We start from the raw sequence: 15,088 nt of genomic DNA, 5'->3' as shown, positions 1-15,088 counted from the left end.
CCGCGCGGATGCGCGCCCGCGTCAGTGGCTGCGCAGCTGCTCGTCCAGGAACGCCGCCACATCGTCCAGCGCAACGTCGCGCGCCAGGTAGGCATCGCCGATGTCGCGCAGCAGGATGAAGGGCAGGGTGCTGCCTTCCATCTTCTTGTCGTGCCGCATGTGATCGACTAGCGCGGACCCGTCGCAATCGAGATCCAGCGCGGCGAGGGAGGCGGGCAGGCCGGCCAGCGCCACCTGCTCGTCCACCCGCTCCGCATCCTCCAGCGAAAGATCGCCGCGCCGCGCCGAATAGCGGGCGGCCAGCACCATGCCGAGTGCGACGCTCTCGCCATGCAGCAGCCGGTCGGAAAAGCCCGTCTGCGCTTCCAGCGCGTGCCCGAACGTATGTCCGAGATTGAGCAGCGCGCGCAGGTCCTGAGTCTCCCGTTCGTCCGCCGCCACGATCCGCGCCTTGGCCGCCACGCTGTGCGCGACCGCGTGGATGAGAGCGTCCTGCTCGAGCGAGAGCACCGCAGCGCGGTTTTCCGAAAGCCAGTCGAAGAATTCGATATTGCCAAGGACACCGTATTTCAGCACTTCGGCATAGCCCGACCGCAGCTCGCGCTCCGGCAGGGTCGCCAGCGTGTCGGTATCGGCGAGGACCAGCGATGGCTGGTGGAATGCCCCGACGAGATTCTTGCCAGTGGCGGTGTTGATGGCGGTCTTCCCGCCGACCGAACTGTCCACTTGCGCGAGGAGCGTGGTCGGAAGCTGCACGAAGCCGCAGCCGCGTTTCAGGATCGCACAGGCGAAGCCGACGAGATCGCCGACGACTCCGCCGCCGAGGGCGAAGACATGATCGCTGCGCGTGATGCCGAGGGCGAGCAACCAGTCGGTCAGGTCCTCGAGCCGGGCCCAGGACTTGGATGCTTCGCCCGCAGGCACATCGTACCAGTCCGTCCGATGTCCGGCGGAGGAGAGCGCATCCTCGACCGTCCCGCCCCAATGGCGGCGCGCATTCGCATCGGCGACGATCGGGACCGGGCGCCGGCTGCCGTAGCTTTCGAGGAAAGGCGCGGCTTCCTGCGCCATATTGGCGAGAAGGCCGCCGCCGACCTGCACCTTATAGGCGCGGCCGGCGAGGTCGACGTCGATCACAGCCACCTGTCGATCCTTTCGATGATGGCCAGCGCGGTCGCCTCGTGCGGCGCGTGCTGGCTCGCCACCCTGATCTGCGCCTGGCTGTAGAACGGCTCGCGCTCCTGCTGGAGGCGGGCCAGCGTCTCGCGCGGGTCGCCCTGGCGCAGCAGCGGCCGGGTCTTCTTGCGCGCCGTGCGCTCCACCAGCGTATCGAGATCGCAGTCGATCCATACGCAGATGGCCCGTTCCAGTACGAGCGCGCGCGTCTCGTCGTTGACGAAGGCGCCGCCGCCCGTGGCGATCACGCCTGCATCTTCGTCCAGCAGCCGTGCGATTACGCGCCGCTCCCCGTCGCGGAAATAGTCTTCCCCGAACTGGGCGAAGATTTCCGAAATGCTCAGCTGCGCTGCATCCTCGATCTCCTCGTCCGCGTCGACGAAATCGAACGAGAGCAGCCGGGCAAGCTTGCGACCCACGGTGGACTTGCCCGCGCCCATCAGGCCGACGAGCACGATCGGCCGGTCGATCCGCCGGGCGATCGCCGCGATCTCTCCCCTGGAAAGGGCAGTGGCGGTGGGCTGGGGCGCAACATCCATTGCCGCTTTGCCTATAGATCGGCTACATGCCGCGCAACGTGCTTGCTTTGAGGAAAAATCCCACCGTGCAGATTTCCGCCCGACGCTGGGGGCTCGTCGCCGCGGCCGCAATCGTCGTCCTGCTCGTCGTCGCCTGGATCGATGGCGGGGAGGAACCGCTGCATACGATCGAACAGCCGATCGATCTGCCGGGAGACGCCCGATGATACGCGCGCTGCTGGTATCCGCGGGCGCGATCGCGCTTACCTCTTCGCTGGTGGTTGCCGGGGAGAACCCGGAATCGCTGCTGCCCGACGTCTACAGCTCGCCGCGCCCGTCGCCGACACCCACCCCGCGTCCGACGGCGACCACGCCGCCGGCCAGCCCGGCGCCTTCGACGACGCAGGCGCCTTCGCCATCGGGACCGTCTTCCGCTCCGGCACCGTCCACGCCGGCACCGTCGGCGCCTGCACCTTCGGCGGGCGGTTCGGGAAGCCTGCCCGCGCTGGAGCGGCTGAACCGGCTGAGCGACGAGGAACTGGACGAGCTGCTCGGCATCCGGCCGCAATACGATATTCCGCCTGCCGCGCGCCGCTCGCTCGCCCGGGCGGGGGTCATCGCGACGACGGAGGGCGGCCTGCCACCTGGATCGCTCGTGCGGCAACCGGCCTCAATCGTGCGTGCGGCCCTGTCCGGCGTGGACGAGCCGCTCGTGTCGCGCTGGGGGCATATCCTCGCCCGGCGCGCCTATGCCAGTCGCATGGCCGCACCCGAGGGTATGGATCCGGCCGAATTCGCCGCGCTGCGGGTGCAGGCGCTGAACCGCATCGGCGAGTTCGGCGTCGCCCGCGCGCTGGCGCAGGACGTCGATACAGCGAACTGGAATGCGGGCCTGACCAATGCGGCGGCGCAGGCCTATATCGCGACAGCCGACATCACCGGTATCTGCCCCGCGCTCGAGCTGCAGGGCAGCGCACGCGACGGCGAACAGGGCACGCTGCTGCGCGCCATCTGCCAGGCCTATTCGGGGCAGGGCTCGCGCGCCTTCGCCAATCTGGATCGCGCGCTTCGTGGCGACGAGATTGCCGACATCGACGTGCTGCTGGCGCAACGCTTCGCCGGCGCTGCCGGACAGTCGCGCCGGACCGCGCAGATCGAATGGGACGGCGTGGAAGAGATCACGCCGCTGCGCTTCGCACTGGCGAGCGCGGTCGGGGTTGACGTGCCCGAAGACCTGCGATCGAGCGACGATCCCTATTTCGAGCGGGTCGCTGCCACCAACGCGCTGCTCGATCTGGACCGCCGGGCCGGGGCCGCCGATCGCGCCGCGCGCGAAGGCATCCTCTCCGCCGATGCCATGGTGGACCTCTACAGCCGTATCTATGCCGAAGAAGGCGGCGACGGCGCGCTGCGCAGGACCGCCTCGCGATTGCGCGATGCCTACACCGCCGACAGTTCGGCTGCCCGGGTCGAGGCCATTCGCGAGGTCTGGGACGGGACCGATCGCGATTACGGCCGGATGGTGCTGACCGCCTACGCCGCGGCCCGCGTCGAGCCGAGCGAGGAACTGCTCGAAGCCGCGCCGGATCTCATCGCCTCAATGCTGACGGCAGGGCTGGAGCGCGACGCCATGCGCTGGGCCGATTTCGTACCGCAGGGTTCGCTCGCCTGGGGCCAGCTCGTGTTCGCGCAGCCGGTGCGCGAAAATCCGGTGACGTCGTCGCAGTTCTCCACTTTCCGTGACGCGGACCAGAGCGAAGGCGCGCGCAAGTCGAAGTTCCTGCTTGCCGGTCTCGCCGGCCTCGGGCGCATCGATCAGGGACTGGCCAATTCCCTGTCGGAAGATCTGGGCGCGGGGCTGGGCCGCGAAACACGCTGGAGCCAGCTGATTTCCCGTTCCGCAGAGGTCAACAATCCGGCGCTCGTCGCCTACCTTGCGGCGCTCGGCATGCAGGGGGGCGACTGGTCGGAAATGACGCCGCGTCACCTCTACCACATCGTTTCCGCGCTCAACCGGGTTGGTCTGTCCGCCGAGGCGCGGATGATCGCGGCGGAGGCCGTGGCGCGGGGCTGACACGATGACGCCCGTCGACCCGGTCGAGGAATTCCTCTCCATGCTCGCGGTCGAGCGGGGCGCCGCGGCCAACACCATCGCCGCCTACCGGCGCGACCTGGACGGGGCCGCGGACGCGATCGGCGACCTGGCGACGGCGGACCGGGACCGGATATCGACGTTGGGCGAAGCCTGGCGCGACCTCGCCCCGGCAAGCGTCGCGCGCAAGGCGTCGGCCCTGCGGCAATTCTTCGGCTTCGCGGTGGACGAGGGCTATCGCGACGACGATCCATCGGAAGCGCTGCCGAGCACGTCGCGCCGCCGCAACCTGCCCAAGGTCCTCGACCATTCCGAAGTGGAGGCGCTGTTCGCCTGCGCGCAGGAGGATGCGCAGGGCGACAGGCCGCTGGCGGTGCGTACGCTGGCGCTGATCGAAATGCTTTACGGCTCCGGCCTGCGCGCCACCGAACTGGTTTCGCTCCCCGTTTCGGCGGTCCCGCGCGACGCGCCTTTCCTGACCGTCACGGGGAAGGGCGGGCAGGCGCGCATGGTGCCCGTCGGGACCAAGGCGTCGCAGGCACTGTCGCGCTGGATGGCGGTCCGCGATGGCGAGCGATCGTCGTTCGTCTTTCCCTCGCGCAGCAGCCACCTGACCCGCATCCGCCTCTACCAGATCGTGAAAGGCCTTGCCGCGAAAGCGGGGATTGCGCCGGAAAAGGTCAGCCCGCATGTCCTGCGCCATGCGTTCGCGACCCATTTGCTGGAGGGCGGGGCGGACCTTCGCGTGCTGCAGGCGCTCCTCGGCCATGCCGATATCGCGACCACGCAGATCTACACCCATGTCGACAGCGCGCGGCTCGTCAGGCTGGTCAATGAACGCCATCCTCTTGCCGCGCGCGCCGCGTCCGACTAGCTGGACGCGATGAGATCATTCCTCGAATTCGAGAAACCCGTCGCGCAGCTCGAAACCCGCATCGCCGAACTGCGCGATGCCGCGGGTGACGACGAAGTCGATATTTCGGACGAGCTCGAACGGCTCGAAGCCAAGAGCGCGGACATGCTTGCCTCGCTCTACGGGTCGCTGACGCCGTGGCAGAAGACGCAGGTCGCCCGCCATCCCGAACGGCCGCATTTCGCGGACTTCGTGGAACACATGTTCGACGAGTTCCTGCCGCTGGGCGGGGACCGTGCCTTTGCCGACGACCAGGCGATCATCGGCGGTTTCGCGATGCTGGATGGCCGCCGGGTCATGGCGATCGGTCACGAGAAGGGCAACGACACGCAAAGCCGCATCCGGCACAATTTCGGCATGGGCAAGCCGGAAGGCTACCGCAAGGCGATCCGCCTGATGGAACTGGCCGGCCGGTTCGGCCTGCCGGTCGTCACGCTGGTCGATACCTCGGGCGCGTTTCCGGGTATCGAAGCGGAGGAACGCGGTCAGGCCGAAGCGATCGCCCGCGCGACGGAGGCCTGCCTGGGCCTGCCGGTGCCCATGGTGGCGGCGATCGTGGGCGAAGGCGGATCGGGCGGCGCGGTCGCACTCGCCAGCGCCGAACGCGTGCTGATGTTCGAACATGCCGTCTATTCGGTCATTTCGCCCGAAGGCTGCGCCTCGATCCTGTGGCGCACGGCCGATAATGCGTCGGACGCCGCGGCGGCGATGAAAGTCACGGCGCAGGACCTGAAGCGCCTCGGTGTGATCGACCGGATCGTGCCCGAACCGATGGGCGGCGCACACCGGGACAAGCCGGCCGCGATCGCATCGCTTAAAGCGGCGCTGGTCGAGGAGATCGACGCGCTCAGGGCGAAGGATGCCGATACGATCCGCAAGATGCGCGAAGACCGTTTCCTCCAGATGGCGGGCTGAGGCGGCTCGCTTCGAAAGTCCGCCACGGGCGAAGCTCCCCTTACGGGGAACATTCCACAAAAAGCGCGGTTGTCAGACCATCATCGGCGGGCGGAAACAATTCGCCTGCCCTGTCGGGCGGTGGTGGGTCGCCCGTATTCGAATCCGTCTAGGGGAGACTTCCATGCCGCGCATCCGATCCGCCATCCTGGCCGCCGCCGCCACTCTGCCACTGGCCCTTTCGGGCTGCATGGGCGTGGGCAACATTCCCAGTGCCAACACCCCGATCACCCAGCAGGAAGCGGCGCAGGGGGCGGAATACCATCCGCAGCTGCTGTCCGAATTCGGCGGCACCTATCAGGGCCCCGGCTCCAGCTATATCCAGAGCGTGGGACAGAACATCGCTGTCCAGTCGGGCCTCGCGAACGCGCGGTCCGATTTCACTGTTTCCGTGCTCAACAGCCCGGTCAACAACGCCTTCGCCATTCCGGGCGGCTACGTCTACACGACGCGCCAGCTGGTCGGCCTGATGAACAACGAGGCGGAACTGGCCGCTGTGATGGGGCACGAGGTCGGGCACGTCGCAGCGCGCCACGCCCAGCGGCGGCAGGCCAATGCGCAGCAGAACCAGATTTTCGGCGCCCTCGGTGCCATCCTTTCGGGCGTGGTGCTGGGCGACAGCGGTCTGGGCAACACGCTGTCGCGCGGCTTCCTGCAAGGTTCGCAGCTGCTGACGCTCAGCTATTCGCGCAGCCAGGAAAGCGAGGCCGATGCGCTCGGCGTGCAGTACCTGACGCGCGCGGGTTACGATCCCAAGGCCATGGGTACGGTGCTCGCCAGCCTCGCCGCGCAGACGCAGCTCGATGCGCAGCTGCAGGGCCGCGACAATGCGACGATTCCCGAATGGGCGTCGACCCACCCGGACCCCGCATCGCGCGTGCGCGAGGCGCTGGCGCTGGCCGGCACGGCGACGGGCGTGACCAATCGCGATACCTTCATGACCAGCATCGACGGCCTGCTGTACGGCGACGATCCGGCGCAGGGGGTCATCGAGGGGCGGCAGTTCCTCCATCCCGACCTGCGCCTCGCCTTCACCGCGCCGCAGGGCTTCTACATGGTGAACGGCACCAGCGCTGTTTCCATCAACGGCCAGAGCGGCAAGGCGCAACTGGCGCTGCGGCCCTATAACGGCAATATCGACAGCTACATCCGTGGGGTCTTCACCGAACTGGGCGGGCAGCAGCAGCGCCTCGCCCCGCAGAGCATCCAGCGCACCACGGTCAACGGCATTCCCGCCGCCTACGGAACGGCCCGGGTGAACAATGGCAGCAGCCAGGTCGACGTGGTCGTCTTCGCCTACGAATTCTCGAACAGTCAGGCCTATCACTTCGCCGCGATAACGCAGGCGGGCAGGGCGGACGTGTTTACCCCGATGTTCAATTCGATGCGGCGGATCAGTGCCGCCGAAGCGCAGGCGATCGTCCCGCGCCGGATCGACATCTATACCGTGCGCAGCGGCGACACCGTGGCATCGGTGGCACGTCAGATGGCCTATGCGGATAACCAGGTCGCCCGGTTCAGGGTCCTGAACGGCCTGGGCTCGAGCGACGCGCTGCAGGTCGGGCAGCGGGTCAAGGTCGTGGTACGCGCGCGCTAGGCACAAAAAAGGCGGCGGGATTTCTCCCGCCGCCCTTCTTTTTGGCTTGATAGCGAGGCTTATTCGCCTTCGTTCGCCATCTTGGTCGACACTTCGCCGAAGGTGCCGGAAAGCTGGTTGCCCAGGCCCTGCATGGCGGTGATGGCGGCGACGGCGATCAGAGCGGCGATCAGGCCGTATTCGATGGCGGTGGCGCCCTGCTCGTCGCGGGCAAGCTTGTTGAAGAAGGTCATTGTAGTCTCCTGGTTTGGTCTTCGGTACCCGACCCTTTCCAAGGTCAAATCAGCGGAAAGAGCGTTTGCGTATTTAGATCGGAACCCTTGACAATTTCCTAAGCGCGAACGGCCTAGGCTTCGTCACCGGAGTGGCCGATCACATCCACTACCGTGCTCGACACGCGGCCCCACAGACCGGTATTCTCGTTCGCTACGGATTCGAGAGCACCGACCATCGCGATGACGATCAAGGACACGATCAGCCCGTATTCGACGGCCGTTGCGCCACTTTCGTCGCGCAAGAACCTTCTCAGGGTAAGCGGATTGCTCATTATGTTTTTCCCCATCCGACCGTTGCTGATCTGCCCCCCATTTCGCGCCGACCGATTAAGAAAAGGTTGAAAGAGCGCATCGAGATGGAAAATAATCCGACATGGATCCCGGTGGTCGCGCTCGCCCTCAGGAACGGTGACGGGCGGTGGCTCATGCAGTGCAGGCCGCCCGGAAAGGCGCATGCAGGCCTGTGGGAATTTCCCGGCGGCAAGGTGGAAGTCACTGAAAAACCACGGGAAGCTCTTATTCGGGAAGTGCTTGAGGAGCTGGATATCGCGATCCGACCAGATGATCTGGAACCGGTGGGGATGGCCGATCACGCCGGGCAACCGGGGCGCGTGCCGATTGTCATACTCCTTTACAGCGCCCGCCGGTGGGAAGGCACGCCTCGCTCGCTGGAAGGGGGACGGGTGGACTGGTTCGGGCCGGCGGAGATAGAGGAATTGCCCATGCCGCCGCTCGACGTGAAGCTCCTGTCGCAGCTGCGCCGAGAATTCGGCATCTGAAGGCTTGCCATAGTCGTCCAGCCCTCCTAATTGGCCCGCTCAACGCGCCCGTAGCTCAGCTGGATAGAGTACCTGGCTACGAACCAGGCGGTCGGAGGTTCGAATCCTTCCGGGCGCGCCATAAAAAGCCCATCCCTGGCGACAGGGGTGGGCTTTTTTGGTTTCCGGGGAAGGTCGCGCGCCGGATTCGCGCCTTGCCGACCATCGCGAAACGATGGCGAGGGCGGTGGCGAATTCTTTTGCCGAGGCACGCAAAACCGTCTCCGGTAACGCGCGATTCAGCACGGCAATTAACCCCTGCATATCGCAGGCACGCTATGAGCCGGCTTCCCCCGTCCTCTCAATTATGGTTTGTTCCGAACATGGGAACCCGCAGAACAGAACGTACCGAAATCTCCGTCACCGGCCGTTACCGGCGCGGCACCGGAGCCGCACGCGACGTCGAGATCCTCGACCTCACCGAAGAGGGCTGCCGCTTCTTCGACCGGTTCGGTCGTCTTCCCGAAGGTACGGAAATCAGCCTTCGCATCGGCCCGATCGGTCCGCTGCTCGCCACGGTTCGCTGGCGCAACGAAGGCAAGGTCGGGGTCGAGTTCGACCAGCCGCTCTACGGTCCCGTCTTCGAACACATCAGGGACCAGATCGCCGCGTCCCAAGCCTAGGTCGCGAGCCCAAGTCGCAATCCTAGTCGGCGCTGTCCTCCAGCGCGTGCATGTCGTCGTCCGAAAAGCCGAAATGATGGCCCGCCTCGTGGATCACCACGTGGCGAATCAGCGCGTCGAGCTCCACGCCGGTCTGCTCCCATTCGCGCAGCAGGGGCCGGCGGAACAGCGAGATGACCGGCGGCAGGTCGGACGGGTCCCAGATCGACTGCTCGCTGACGGGCCGCCCTTCGTATAGGCCGGTCAGTTGCCATTTGTCGTAGAGGCCGACCGAGTTGAGCTGCTCCCCGGTCGCGAAATCTTCCACCTTCAGGACCACGTCCGTCAGGTGCTGCGCCATCGGCTCGGGTATCGAGGCCAGCGCCTCGCGAGCGATCCTCTCGAAGGTCTGCGTGCTCGGCTCTGCCTGGGGTTCGCTTTCCATCGCCCGGATATAGCGATGCGCGGCCCCCGGACCAGTACCGCCGGAACCGGACGGGTTGCCTTATGTTGACCCTGTGAAATGACACCACGCGCGACCGAGGAGCGAACCATGGCCGATTCCACCGACATTTTCGAACGCCTGAAGCAGGACCACGACGATCACCGCGCGCTGCTGGACAAGCTGGCCGAAACGCATGGCGAGAGCGAGGAGCGCAAGGACCTGCTCGAGCAGTTCACGCGCGAAGTGAAAAGCCACGCCGCCGCGGAAGAGCAGGCGCTCTATTCCACCATGCTGCGCAAGCCGCCGACCACGGACGAGACTCGCCATTCCGTGGCCGAACACCATGAACTGAACGAGGCGCTGAACGATCTTGCTGCGACGGACATGTCGTCGAGCGCGTGGATGCAGAAGTTCAAGCAGCTCGACCACGACTATCGCCACCACATCAACGAGGAAGAGGAAGACCACTTCCCCGATTTCGCCGAACATCTGAACAAGGACGATGTCGAGCACATGCGCGAGGTTTTCGACCGCCGGAAGAAGGAAGAGAAGGCTGACGCGGAAGTGACGCCCAAAAAGAAGTCCGAAGCGAAGGAATAATCGCAGCGGTCATGGCCGAGGGGGGACAGCAACTGGACGAGAGCAAGGGCGACGAGCCGTTCGACGGCTCTGTGGAGCCGGGCGTCTGGCGTTACGTACGGGCGGACAAGCTGTCCGTCATCGTGGACGCGGAGAGCTATTTCGAGCTCGTCCAGCAGGCGATGTTGAACGCGCGGCGCCGGATCATGCTGGTCGGGTGGGATTTCGACACCCGCATCCACCTGACGCAGGGGAGGCGATGGTACCAGCGGCCGTTCAAGCGGCGCGAATACCCCTCGCGCCTCGGCAGCTTCCTGCTCTGGCTGTCCAACAATCGCAGCGACCTGGACATCAACCTCCTCAAATGGGGCCTGTCCGTCTTCCAGTTCGCCTTGCGCGGCAGCATGGCGATGGATGTCGCGCGCATGTGGCGCAAGGACCGGATCACCTTCAAGTTCGACACGCGCCACCCGGTGGGCTGCACCCATCACCAGAAGCTGGGCGTCTTCGACGAAAAGCTGGCGGTGTGCGGCGGCATCGACCTGACGGTGGACCGGTGGGACACGCGCGCGCATCTCGAAAAGGACCGCCGGCGCAAGCGGCCCAGCGGGCGCAGCTACCGTCCCTGGCACGATATCACCATGATGATGGAGGGCGAGGTGGCCGATGCGTTGGGCGATCTCGCCCGGTCTCGCTGGAAAGCGGCCGGGGCGCCGGAACTGGAAGACCTGCGGCCGCCCGATCACAGCCTGTGGCCCGATTCCCTTGCCGTGGACATGACCGATGTCGAGGTCGGCATCTCGCGCACGCGCGCCGAATATGGCGGTCTGTCGCGTATCCAGGAGGTGCAGACTCTGATGCTGGCGCAGATCGCGTCGGCCAAGCGGTACATCTATATCGAGAACCAGTATTTCACCTCTCGCCGAATCGCTGAAGCGATCGCGAAACGGCTGCAGGAGCCCGACCCGCCCGAAATCGTCATTGTCCACGCCAAGCATGCCGAAGGCTGGCTGGAACAGCAGGCGATGGATTATGCGCGGTCGGACCTGGCGCGTTCCCTGCGCGAGATCGACCATAAGAACCGATTCTCGCTCTATGTCGCGTGGACCGGGGACACCTGGATCTACATCCACGCAAAGCTGATGATCGTGGACGACCGGATCCTGCGCATCGGATCGGCCAATCTGAACAATAGGTCGATGGGCCTCGACAGCGAATGCGACATGTTCGTCGATTGCGACCGGCTGCACAATCGCGGTCGCGGCTTCGAAAAGACCATCCGCGACCTGCGCTGTTCGCTGCTCGCCGAACATTGCGGCGTGGAGCCGGAGGAGGTCGGCCGCCTGCTGGAGGAGACCGATTCGATGTGCGAGACCATCTCGCGCCTCGGCCAGAGCAACAGCCGGCAATTGCGCCCGTTCGAAATCCCGGAACTGAACGAAATCGAACAGACCTTGTCCGAAACCGAACTGCTCGATCCGGAGTCTCCGGAGGAGATGTTCGAGCCGTTTGCCAAGCGCGGGCTTTTCCGCAAGGGCAGCATCCTGCGGCGTGCCCGCGACAAGTTCCGGAGGATCAAGAAGTGAGCAGCCTGGTCGGACCCGACGAAGACGTCTCCCGCGGCAAGCCGCCCGTGCCCGAACACGTGCAGGATGCCGTGCGCACCCTGATCGAATGGGCGGGCGACGATCCGACGCGCGAAGGGCTGCTGGACACGCCGTCGCGCGTCGCACGCGCGTGGAAGGAATACTGCCAGGGCTATGAGGAAGACCCGGCCGTGCATCTGTCCCGCGTGTTCGAGGAAGTAGGCGGCTACGACGAAATCGTGCTGCTGAAGGACATTCCCTTCCAGAGCCATTGCGAACACCACATGGCGCCCATCATCGGCAAGGCGCACATCGCCTACCTCCCGACCGATTTCGTGGTCGGCATCTCGAAACTGGCGCGCGTCCTCCACGGCTTCGCCCGCCGGCTCCAGGTGCAGGAACGGCTGACCGCCGAAGTCGCGCAATGCATCTGGGACAATTTGCGCCCGGAAGGCGTCGCGGTGGTGATCGAGGCGAGCCACGCCTGCATGACCGCGCGCGGCGTCAGGACGCCCGGCGTCGGCATGGTCACCAGCCGCATGATGGGCGCGTTCCGCGACGACCCGCGCAGCCGCAAGGAAGTCATGAGCCTGATGGGCTACTGACAGACCGGGTCGTCGAAAGTACCGGCCGATCTTGAATTCTCGCGCCGTTCCGGCTAGAAAATAGGCGCGGAGACCACGTTCCCGCCTCTGGAATTCAAGACCGGGACGGCCCGGCGTTTGCAGGAGGCCGTAATGGCGTGGATTGCCCTTCTTCTCGCGGGATTGTTCGAAATTGTCTGGGCGACTGCCATGAAGCAGTCGGACGGATTCACGCGGTTCTGGCCGACAGTGACGATGGCGGTCGCCATGATGCTGAGCTTCGCTCTGCTCGCCTGGTCGATGAAGCTGCTGCCGCTTGGTACCGCCTACACGATCTGGACCGGGATCGGGGCGCTTGGTGCCTTCATCATCGGAATCGCCTATTTCGGGGAAGCCCTGACGTTCGCCAGGGTCTGCGCAGCCGTGCTCATCGTATCCGGCTTGGTCCTGATGAAGATTTCCACGCCGGCATAGTCGCGCGGGAAGGATGGTCGTCGGGTAGGCGCGGGTTCCCGATTATACCGGGAACGCGTCGGACTGATGGGCTACTGACCACCCCGTTGCCATCGCAACGTTCGCCTGATACCGGGCGCCCGTCATCTGGGGAGTAGCCCGCCGCGTCCAGCGCGGTTCCCTGCGTCAACATACTTGGCCGAGAGGCCATGGCGCAGGCGGGACGGTCACCGTCCGGGCAAGACCAATGACACCTGCTTTCGTCCGGCCGGGCGGAAGGCGTGGTGTCGTTGTCGTCTTGTCGCCCGGCCCGGAAGTTTTTCGATGGAAGCCCTGATTACCTCCGCACTGGTGGTGGCACTCGCCGAAATAGGCGACAAGACGATGCTGCTCGCCATCGTCCTGGCCACCCGGTTTCGCAAACCGGTCCCGATCGTTGCCGGGATCTTCGTGGCGACGCTCGCCAATCACGGCATCGCCGCCTTCCTCGGCCAGTCCATTGCGGATGTCCTGGCCGGTCCGTGGTTCCGCTATGCCGTCGGGGCCAGCTTCATCGCCATGGCGCTGTGGACGCTGGTGCCGGACAGGCTGGACGAGGACGAAGAGCCGAAGCCCTCGCGCTTTGGCGCCTTCCTGACCACGACGATCGCCTTCTTCCTGGTCGAGATCGGCGACAAGACGCAGATCGCGACCATCGCGCTGGGCGCCCAATTCCAGAGCGTGGCACTGGTGACCCTGGGCACGACGCTGGGCATGATGCTGGCGAACGTACCGGCGGTGTATCTGGGCCATGCGATCATCGAACGGGTGTCGCTCCGGCTCGTGCGGATCGTGGCGGCCCTGCTGTTCCTGCTGATCGGCGCCTGGGTGCTGGCGGATGCGGCGGGGCTGCGCCTTTTCTGAGCGCATCCCGGGCATGCGGGGCAGGGCAACGCGAGGGGGGCGAAAACGCTGTCCTACATCGGCAATTCCTGCTCCATCCTCGCCGATGCCGAAGACCCCCGCGCACCGCCTGCGGCGAAAGCCGCCTTTCTTCCACCCGGTCCCGCTGCGGTCGCGGCGCGACGGGTGGACGGTGCCGCGCCAGTGCGCGTTTCTCGCCGCGCTCTACGTGACCGGCTCGGTTGCCGGTGCGGCGCGGTCCGTGGGCTTGTCGCGGGCGAGCGCCTATCGGCTGCGCGAAAGGGACGGAGCGGCAGGCTTCGCCTTCGCTTGGGACTGTGTGCTCACCGCGCCCGGATCGGGCAGGCAGACGCGTCCGAAGACAGACTGGCGGAAGGTGACACTGGACGCGGTCCTGCAGCGCGCCGAAACCGGCATGGTGCAGCCCGTCATCCATCGCGGCACGATGACCGGTATCCGCCGAAAAGCCGACAATTCCGCGCTTCTGCGGGCGGTTAGGCGCATCGCGCCGGTCCAGAAGAAAAAAGGGGCGGACCATTGAGATCCGCTCCTCCGAAAATTACGCGAAAGCCCCCGGTGTGTGTCAACACTCATAGGAGTGGCGTTGCGTCACATCTGACCAAGTATATGCTCCGCGCTGCCGACCGGGAAATCGCCCGGCTCCGGGATGTTGAGCTCAAGCGTGAAGAGTCCTACGGCAGCCGCTATGCCATCCCTGACCGAACACGGACGGCCAAAGCGCGGCGACACCATCGATGCGCTCGGCGTCGACGTTCAATGGAAGAATTGAGCGAAGACTTGCTGGAGCCACGCTACAAGGTAAATCGGCTCTGGGTGCCGTTCCGCTATGCGAACTACGAAAGCTTGGCGCTTGTGGATTCCGGCGCGTCGGTTTCCGTCGTTCCGCGTCGGATCGCCGCCGGTCAACCCATTCTCGAAAACGCCAATGTCCAGACGCGCCTCGCCACGCGCAAGGAGCCGGTGGTTGCGCTTGGTCCGGTGGAAGTTGCGGGCAGTTCCTTCGAGAAAGCCCGATTCTTGGCGATGCGAGGGCGAACTTGCCTGCTTGGTCTTGACCTCCTGCTGTCGCGCGGCTCGCTGTCACTCGGATCCTGGGGCGTGAGGTTCGGTGGGACGGCTCCCGCTGGGAAGGCACTGGGCACGGTGGAAATCGATACCGTCCATGCCGATGCGGCATACCGCAGTCGCATCACCGGGCTGAGCTTGAAGGTGGAGATCGACGGCGAGCAACAAGCCTGTTTCCTCGATACCGGTCGCACGTCGACCTTGGCCGCCACCGCAGCCCTCCCGGTCCCGTCCGGCTCTGCGAGGAAGGGGCTTGATATCGAATTCAACGGCTTCGGCGAATTCGGCCTGCGAAGGTTCCACAGGCGCATCGCGCATGTGCGTATCGGGACGTTGGAGCGTAATATTCGCTTCCGCCATTTGCACGCCGATAAGACGGCTTCGCAGCCTTACGTGATCGGCGGTGGAATCCTGAAGGAATGCGACATCCTGCTATCGCCGGATGATCGGATTGCGACCTTCTTTCCAGCGGGAGCCTTGCGGAATGTATGAAAGGGGGCGGCCCGG

The 15,088-nt window shown here is 65.6% G+C and carries 19 protein-coding genes, 1 tRNA gene and 1 riboswitch; of the genes, 15 read left to right on the top strand and 5 right to left on the bottom strand.

The genetic code is table 11. From position 1 onward, the window contains the following. Positions 1-21: 21 nt before the first annotated feature. Both aroB and AB1K63_RS04530 read right to left on the bottom strand, forming a co-directional pair. A complete protein-coding gene (gene aroB, locus AB1K63_RS04535; RefSeq protein ID WP_366958761.1) occupies positions 22-1,143 on the bottom strand; it encodes a 3-dehydroquinate synthase in 1,122 nt (373 codons plus the stop codon). After that, on the bottom strand, positions 1,134-1,715 hold the full coding sequence (locus AB1K63_RS04530) for a shikimate kinase (RefSeq protein ID WP_366958760.1): 582 nt from the start codon (positions 1,713-1,715) through the stop codon (positions 1,134-1,136). The genes aroB and AB1K63_RS04530 overlap by 10 nt, the downstream gene beginning before the upstream one ends. 26 nt (positions 1,716-1,741) lie before the next feature. Here AB1K63_RS04530 and AB1K63_RS04525 point away from each other — a divergent pair, with 26 nt between their 5' ends. The 5 genes from AB1K63_RS04525 to AB1K63_RS04505 all read left to right on the top strand — a co-directional run bounded on the left by AB1K63_RS04525 (position 1,742) and on the right by AB1K63_RS04505 (position 7,250). Continuing rightward, entirely contained in the window at positions 1,742-1,921 is a 180-nt protein-coding gene (locus AB1K63_RS04525; protein WP_366958759.1) for a hypothetical protein, read from the top strand. After that, the gene (locus tag AB1K63_RS04520) at positions 1,918-3,768 is read left to right on the top strand and encodes a hypothetical protein (protein WP_366958758.1); all 1,851 of its coding nucleotides are present in this window, start codon (positions 1,918-1,920) and stop codon (positions 3,766-3,768) included. The genes AB1K63_RS04525 and AB1K63_RS04520 overlap by 4 nt, the downstream gene beginning before the upstream one ends. 4 nt (positions 3,769-3,772) lie before the next feature. Next, the gene (locus AB1K63_RS04515; RefSeq protein WP_366958757.1) at positions 3,773-4,660 is read left to right on the top strand and encodes a tyrosine recombinase; all 888 of its coding nucleotides are present in this window, start codon (positions 3,773-3,775) and stop codon (positions 4,658-4,660) included. Between the two features lie 9 nt (positions 4,661-4,669). After that, a complete protein-coding gene (locus tag AB1K63_RS04510; RefSeq protein ID WP_366958756.1) occupies positions 4,670-5,614 on the top strand; it encodes an acetyl-CoA carboxylase carboxyltransferase subunit alpha in 945 nt (314 codons plus the stop codon). A 163-nt stretch (positions 5,615-5,777) separates the two neighbouring features. Continuing rightward, a complete protein-coding gene (locus AB1K63_RS04505; protein ID WP_366958755.1) occupies positions 5,778-7,250 on the top strand; it encodes a M48 family metalloprotease in 1,473 nt (490 codons plus the stop codon). A 59-nt stretch (positions 7,251-7,309) separates the two neighbouring features. On the opposite strand, the gene AB1K63_RS04500 is transcribed toward AB1K63_RS04505, so the two are convergent. Together AB1K63_RS04500 and AB1K63_RS04495 are read right to left on the bottom strand one after the other, a co-directional pair. Then, entirely contained in the window at positions 7,310-7,483 is a 174-nt protein-coding gene (locus tag AB1K63_RS04500) for a Flp family type IVb pilin (RefSeq protein WP_366958754.1), read from the bottom strand. Between the two features lie 113 nt (positions 7,484-7,596). Further along, on the bottom strand, positions 7,597-7,797 hold the full coding sequence (locus tag AB1K63_RS04495; protein WP_366958753.1) for a Flp family type IVb pilin: 201 nt from the start codon (positions 7,795-7,797) through the stop codon (positions 7,597-7,599). Positions 7,798-7,881: 84 nt separating this feature from the next. Between AB1K63_RS04495 and AB1K63_RS04490 the strand changes: the two genes are divergently transcribed. The 3 genes from AB1K63_RS04490 to AB1K63_RS04480 all read left to right on the top strand — a co-directional run bounded on the left by AB1K63_RS04490 (position 7,882) and on the right by AB1K63_RS04480 (position 8,966). Further along, complete coding sequence (locus tag AB1K63_RS04490) at positions 7,882-8,304, top strand: (deoxy)nucleoside triphosphate pyrophosphohydrolase (protein WP_366960642.1); 423 nt, start codon at positions 7,882-7,884, stop codon at positions 8,302-8,304. Between the two features lie 44 nt (positions 8,305-8,348). Then, positions 8,349-8,425: transfer RNA gene (locus AB1K63_RS04485), tRNA-Arg, on the top strand. A 241-nt stretch (positions 8,426-8,666) separates the two neighbouring features. Then, complete coding sequence (locus AB1K63_RS04480; RefSeq protein ID WP_366958752.1) at positions 8,667-8,966, top strand: PilZ domain-containing protein; 300 nt, start codon at positions 8,667-8,669, stop codon at positions 8,964-8,966. Between the two features lie 22 nt (positions 8,967-8,988). Here AB1K63_RS04480 and AB1K63_RS04475 read toward each other — a convergent pair whose 3' ends face one another. Then, positions 8,989-9,390: a metallopeptidase family protein gene (locus AB1K63_RS04475; RefSeq protein WP_366958751.1), complete on the bottom strand. Its 402-nt coding sequence runs from the start codon at positions 9,388-9,390 to the stop codon at positions 8,989-8,991. A gap of 108 nt (positions 9,391-9,498) precedes the next feature. Here AB1K63_RS04475 and AB1K63_RS04470 point away from each other — a divergent pair, with 108 nt between their 5' ends. From AB1K63_RS04470 to AB1K63_RS04440, 7 genes are all read left to right on the top strand, one after another. Beyond that, positions 9,499-9,990, top strand: coding sequence for a hemerythrin domain-containing protein (locus AB1K63_RS04470; RefSeq protein WP_366958750.1), 492 nt, complete (start codon positions 9,499-9,501; stop codon positions 9,988-9,990). 11 nt (positions 9,991-10,001) lie between these two features. Next, entirely contained in the window at positions 10,002-11,555 is a 1,554-nt protein-coding gene (locus AB1K63_RS04465) for a phospholipase D-like domain-containing protein (protein ID WP_366958749.1), read from the top strand. Continuing rightward, positions 11,552-12,160, top strand: a complete 609-nt coding sequence (gene folE / locus AB1K63_RS04460; protein ID WP_366958748.1) for a GTP cyclohydrolase I FolE — start codon at positions 11,552-11,554, stop codon at positions 12,158-12,160. The genes AB1K63_RS04465 and folE overlap by 4 nt, the downstream gene beginning before the upstream one ends. A 132-nt stretch (positions 12,161-12,292) precedes the next feature. Further along, positions 12,293-12,613, top strand: a complete 321-nt coding sequence (locus AB1K63_RS04455) for a multidrug efflux SMR transporter (protein WP_366958747.1) — start codon at positions 12,293-12,295, stop codon at positions 12,611-12,613. A gap of 115 nt (positions 12,614-12,728) precedes the next feature. Then, positions 12,729-12,892: riboswitch (yybP-ykoY riboswitch) on the top strand. 24 nt (positions 12,893-12,916) lie between these two features. Next, positions 12,917-13,495: a TMEM165/GDT1 family protein gene (locus AB1K63_RS04450; RefSeq protein ID WP_366958746.1), complete on the top strand. Its 579-nt coding sequence runs from the start codon at positions 12,917-12,919 to the stop codon at positions 13,493-13,495. A gap of 85 nt (positions 13,496-13,580) precedes the next feature. Further along, the gene (locus AB1K63_RS04445; protein WP_366958745.1) at positions 13,581-14,036 is read left to right on the top strand and encodes a hypothetical protein; all 456 of its coding nucleotides are present in this window, start codon (positions 13,581-13,583) and stop codon (positions 14,034-14,036) included. 236 nt (positions 14,037-14,272) lie between these two features. Further along, positions 14,273-15,073 carry a hypothetical protein gene (locus AB1K63_RS04440; RefSeq protein ID WP_366958743.1) on the top strand — a complete coding sequence of 267 codons (801 nt, stop codon included), beginning with the start codon at positions 14,273-14,275 and terminating at the stop codon, positions 15,071-15,073. Positions 15,074-15,088: the final 15 nt, after the last annotated feature.

The sequence above is a fragment of the Qipengyuania sp. JC766 genome (genome assembly GCF_040717445.1).
Classification (GTDB): domain Bacteria; phylum Pseudomonadota; class Alphaproteobacteria; order Sphingomonadales; family Sphingomonadaceae; genus JC766.
This window is presented reverse-complemented; position numbering and strand designations above follow the sequence as displayed.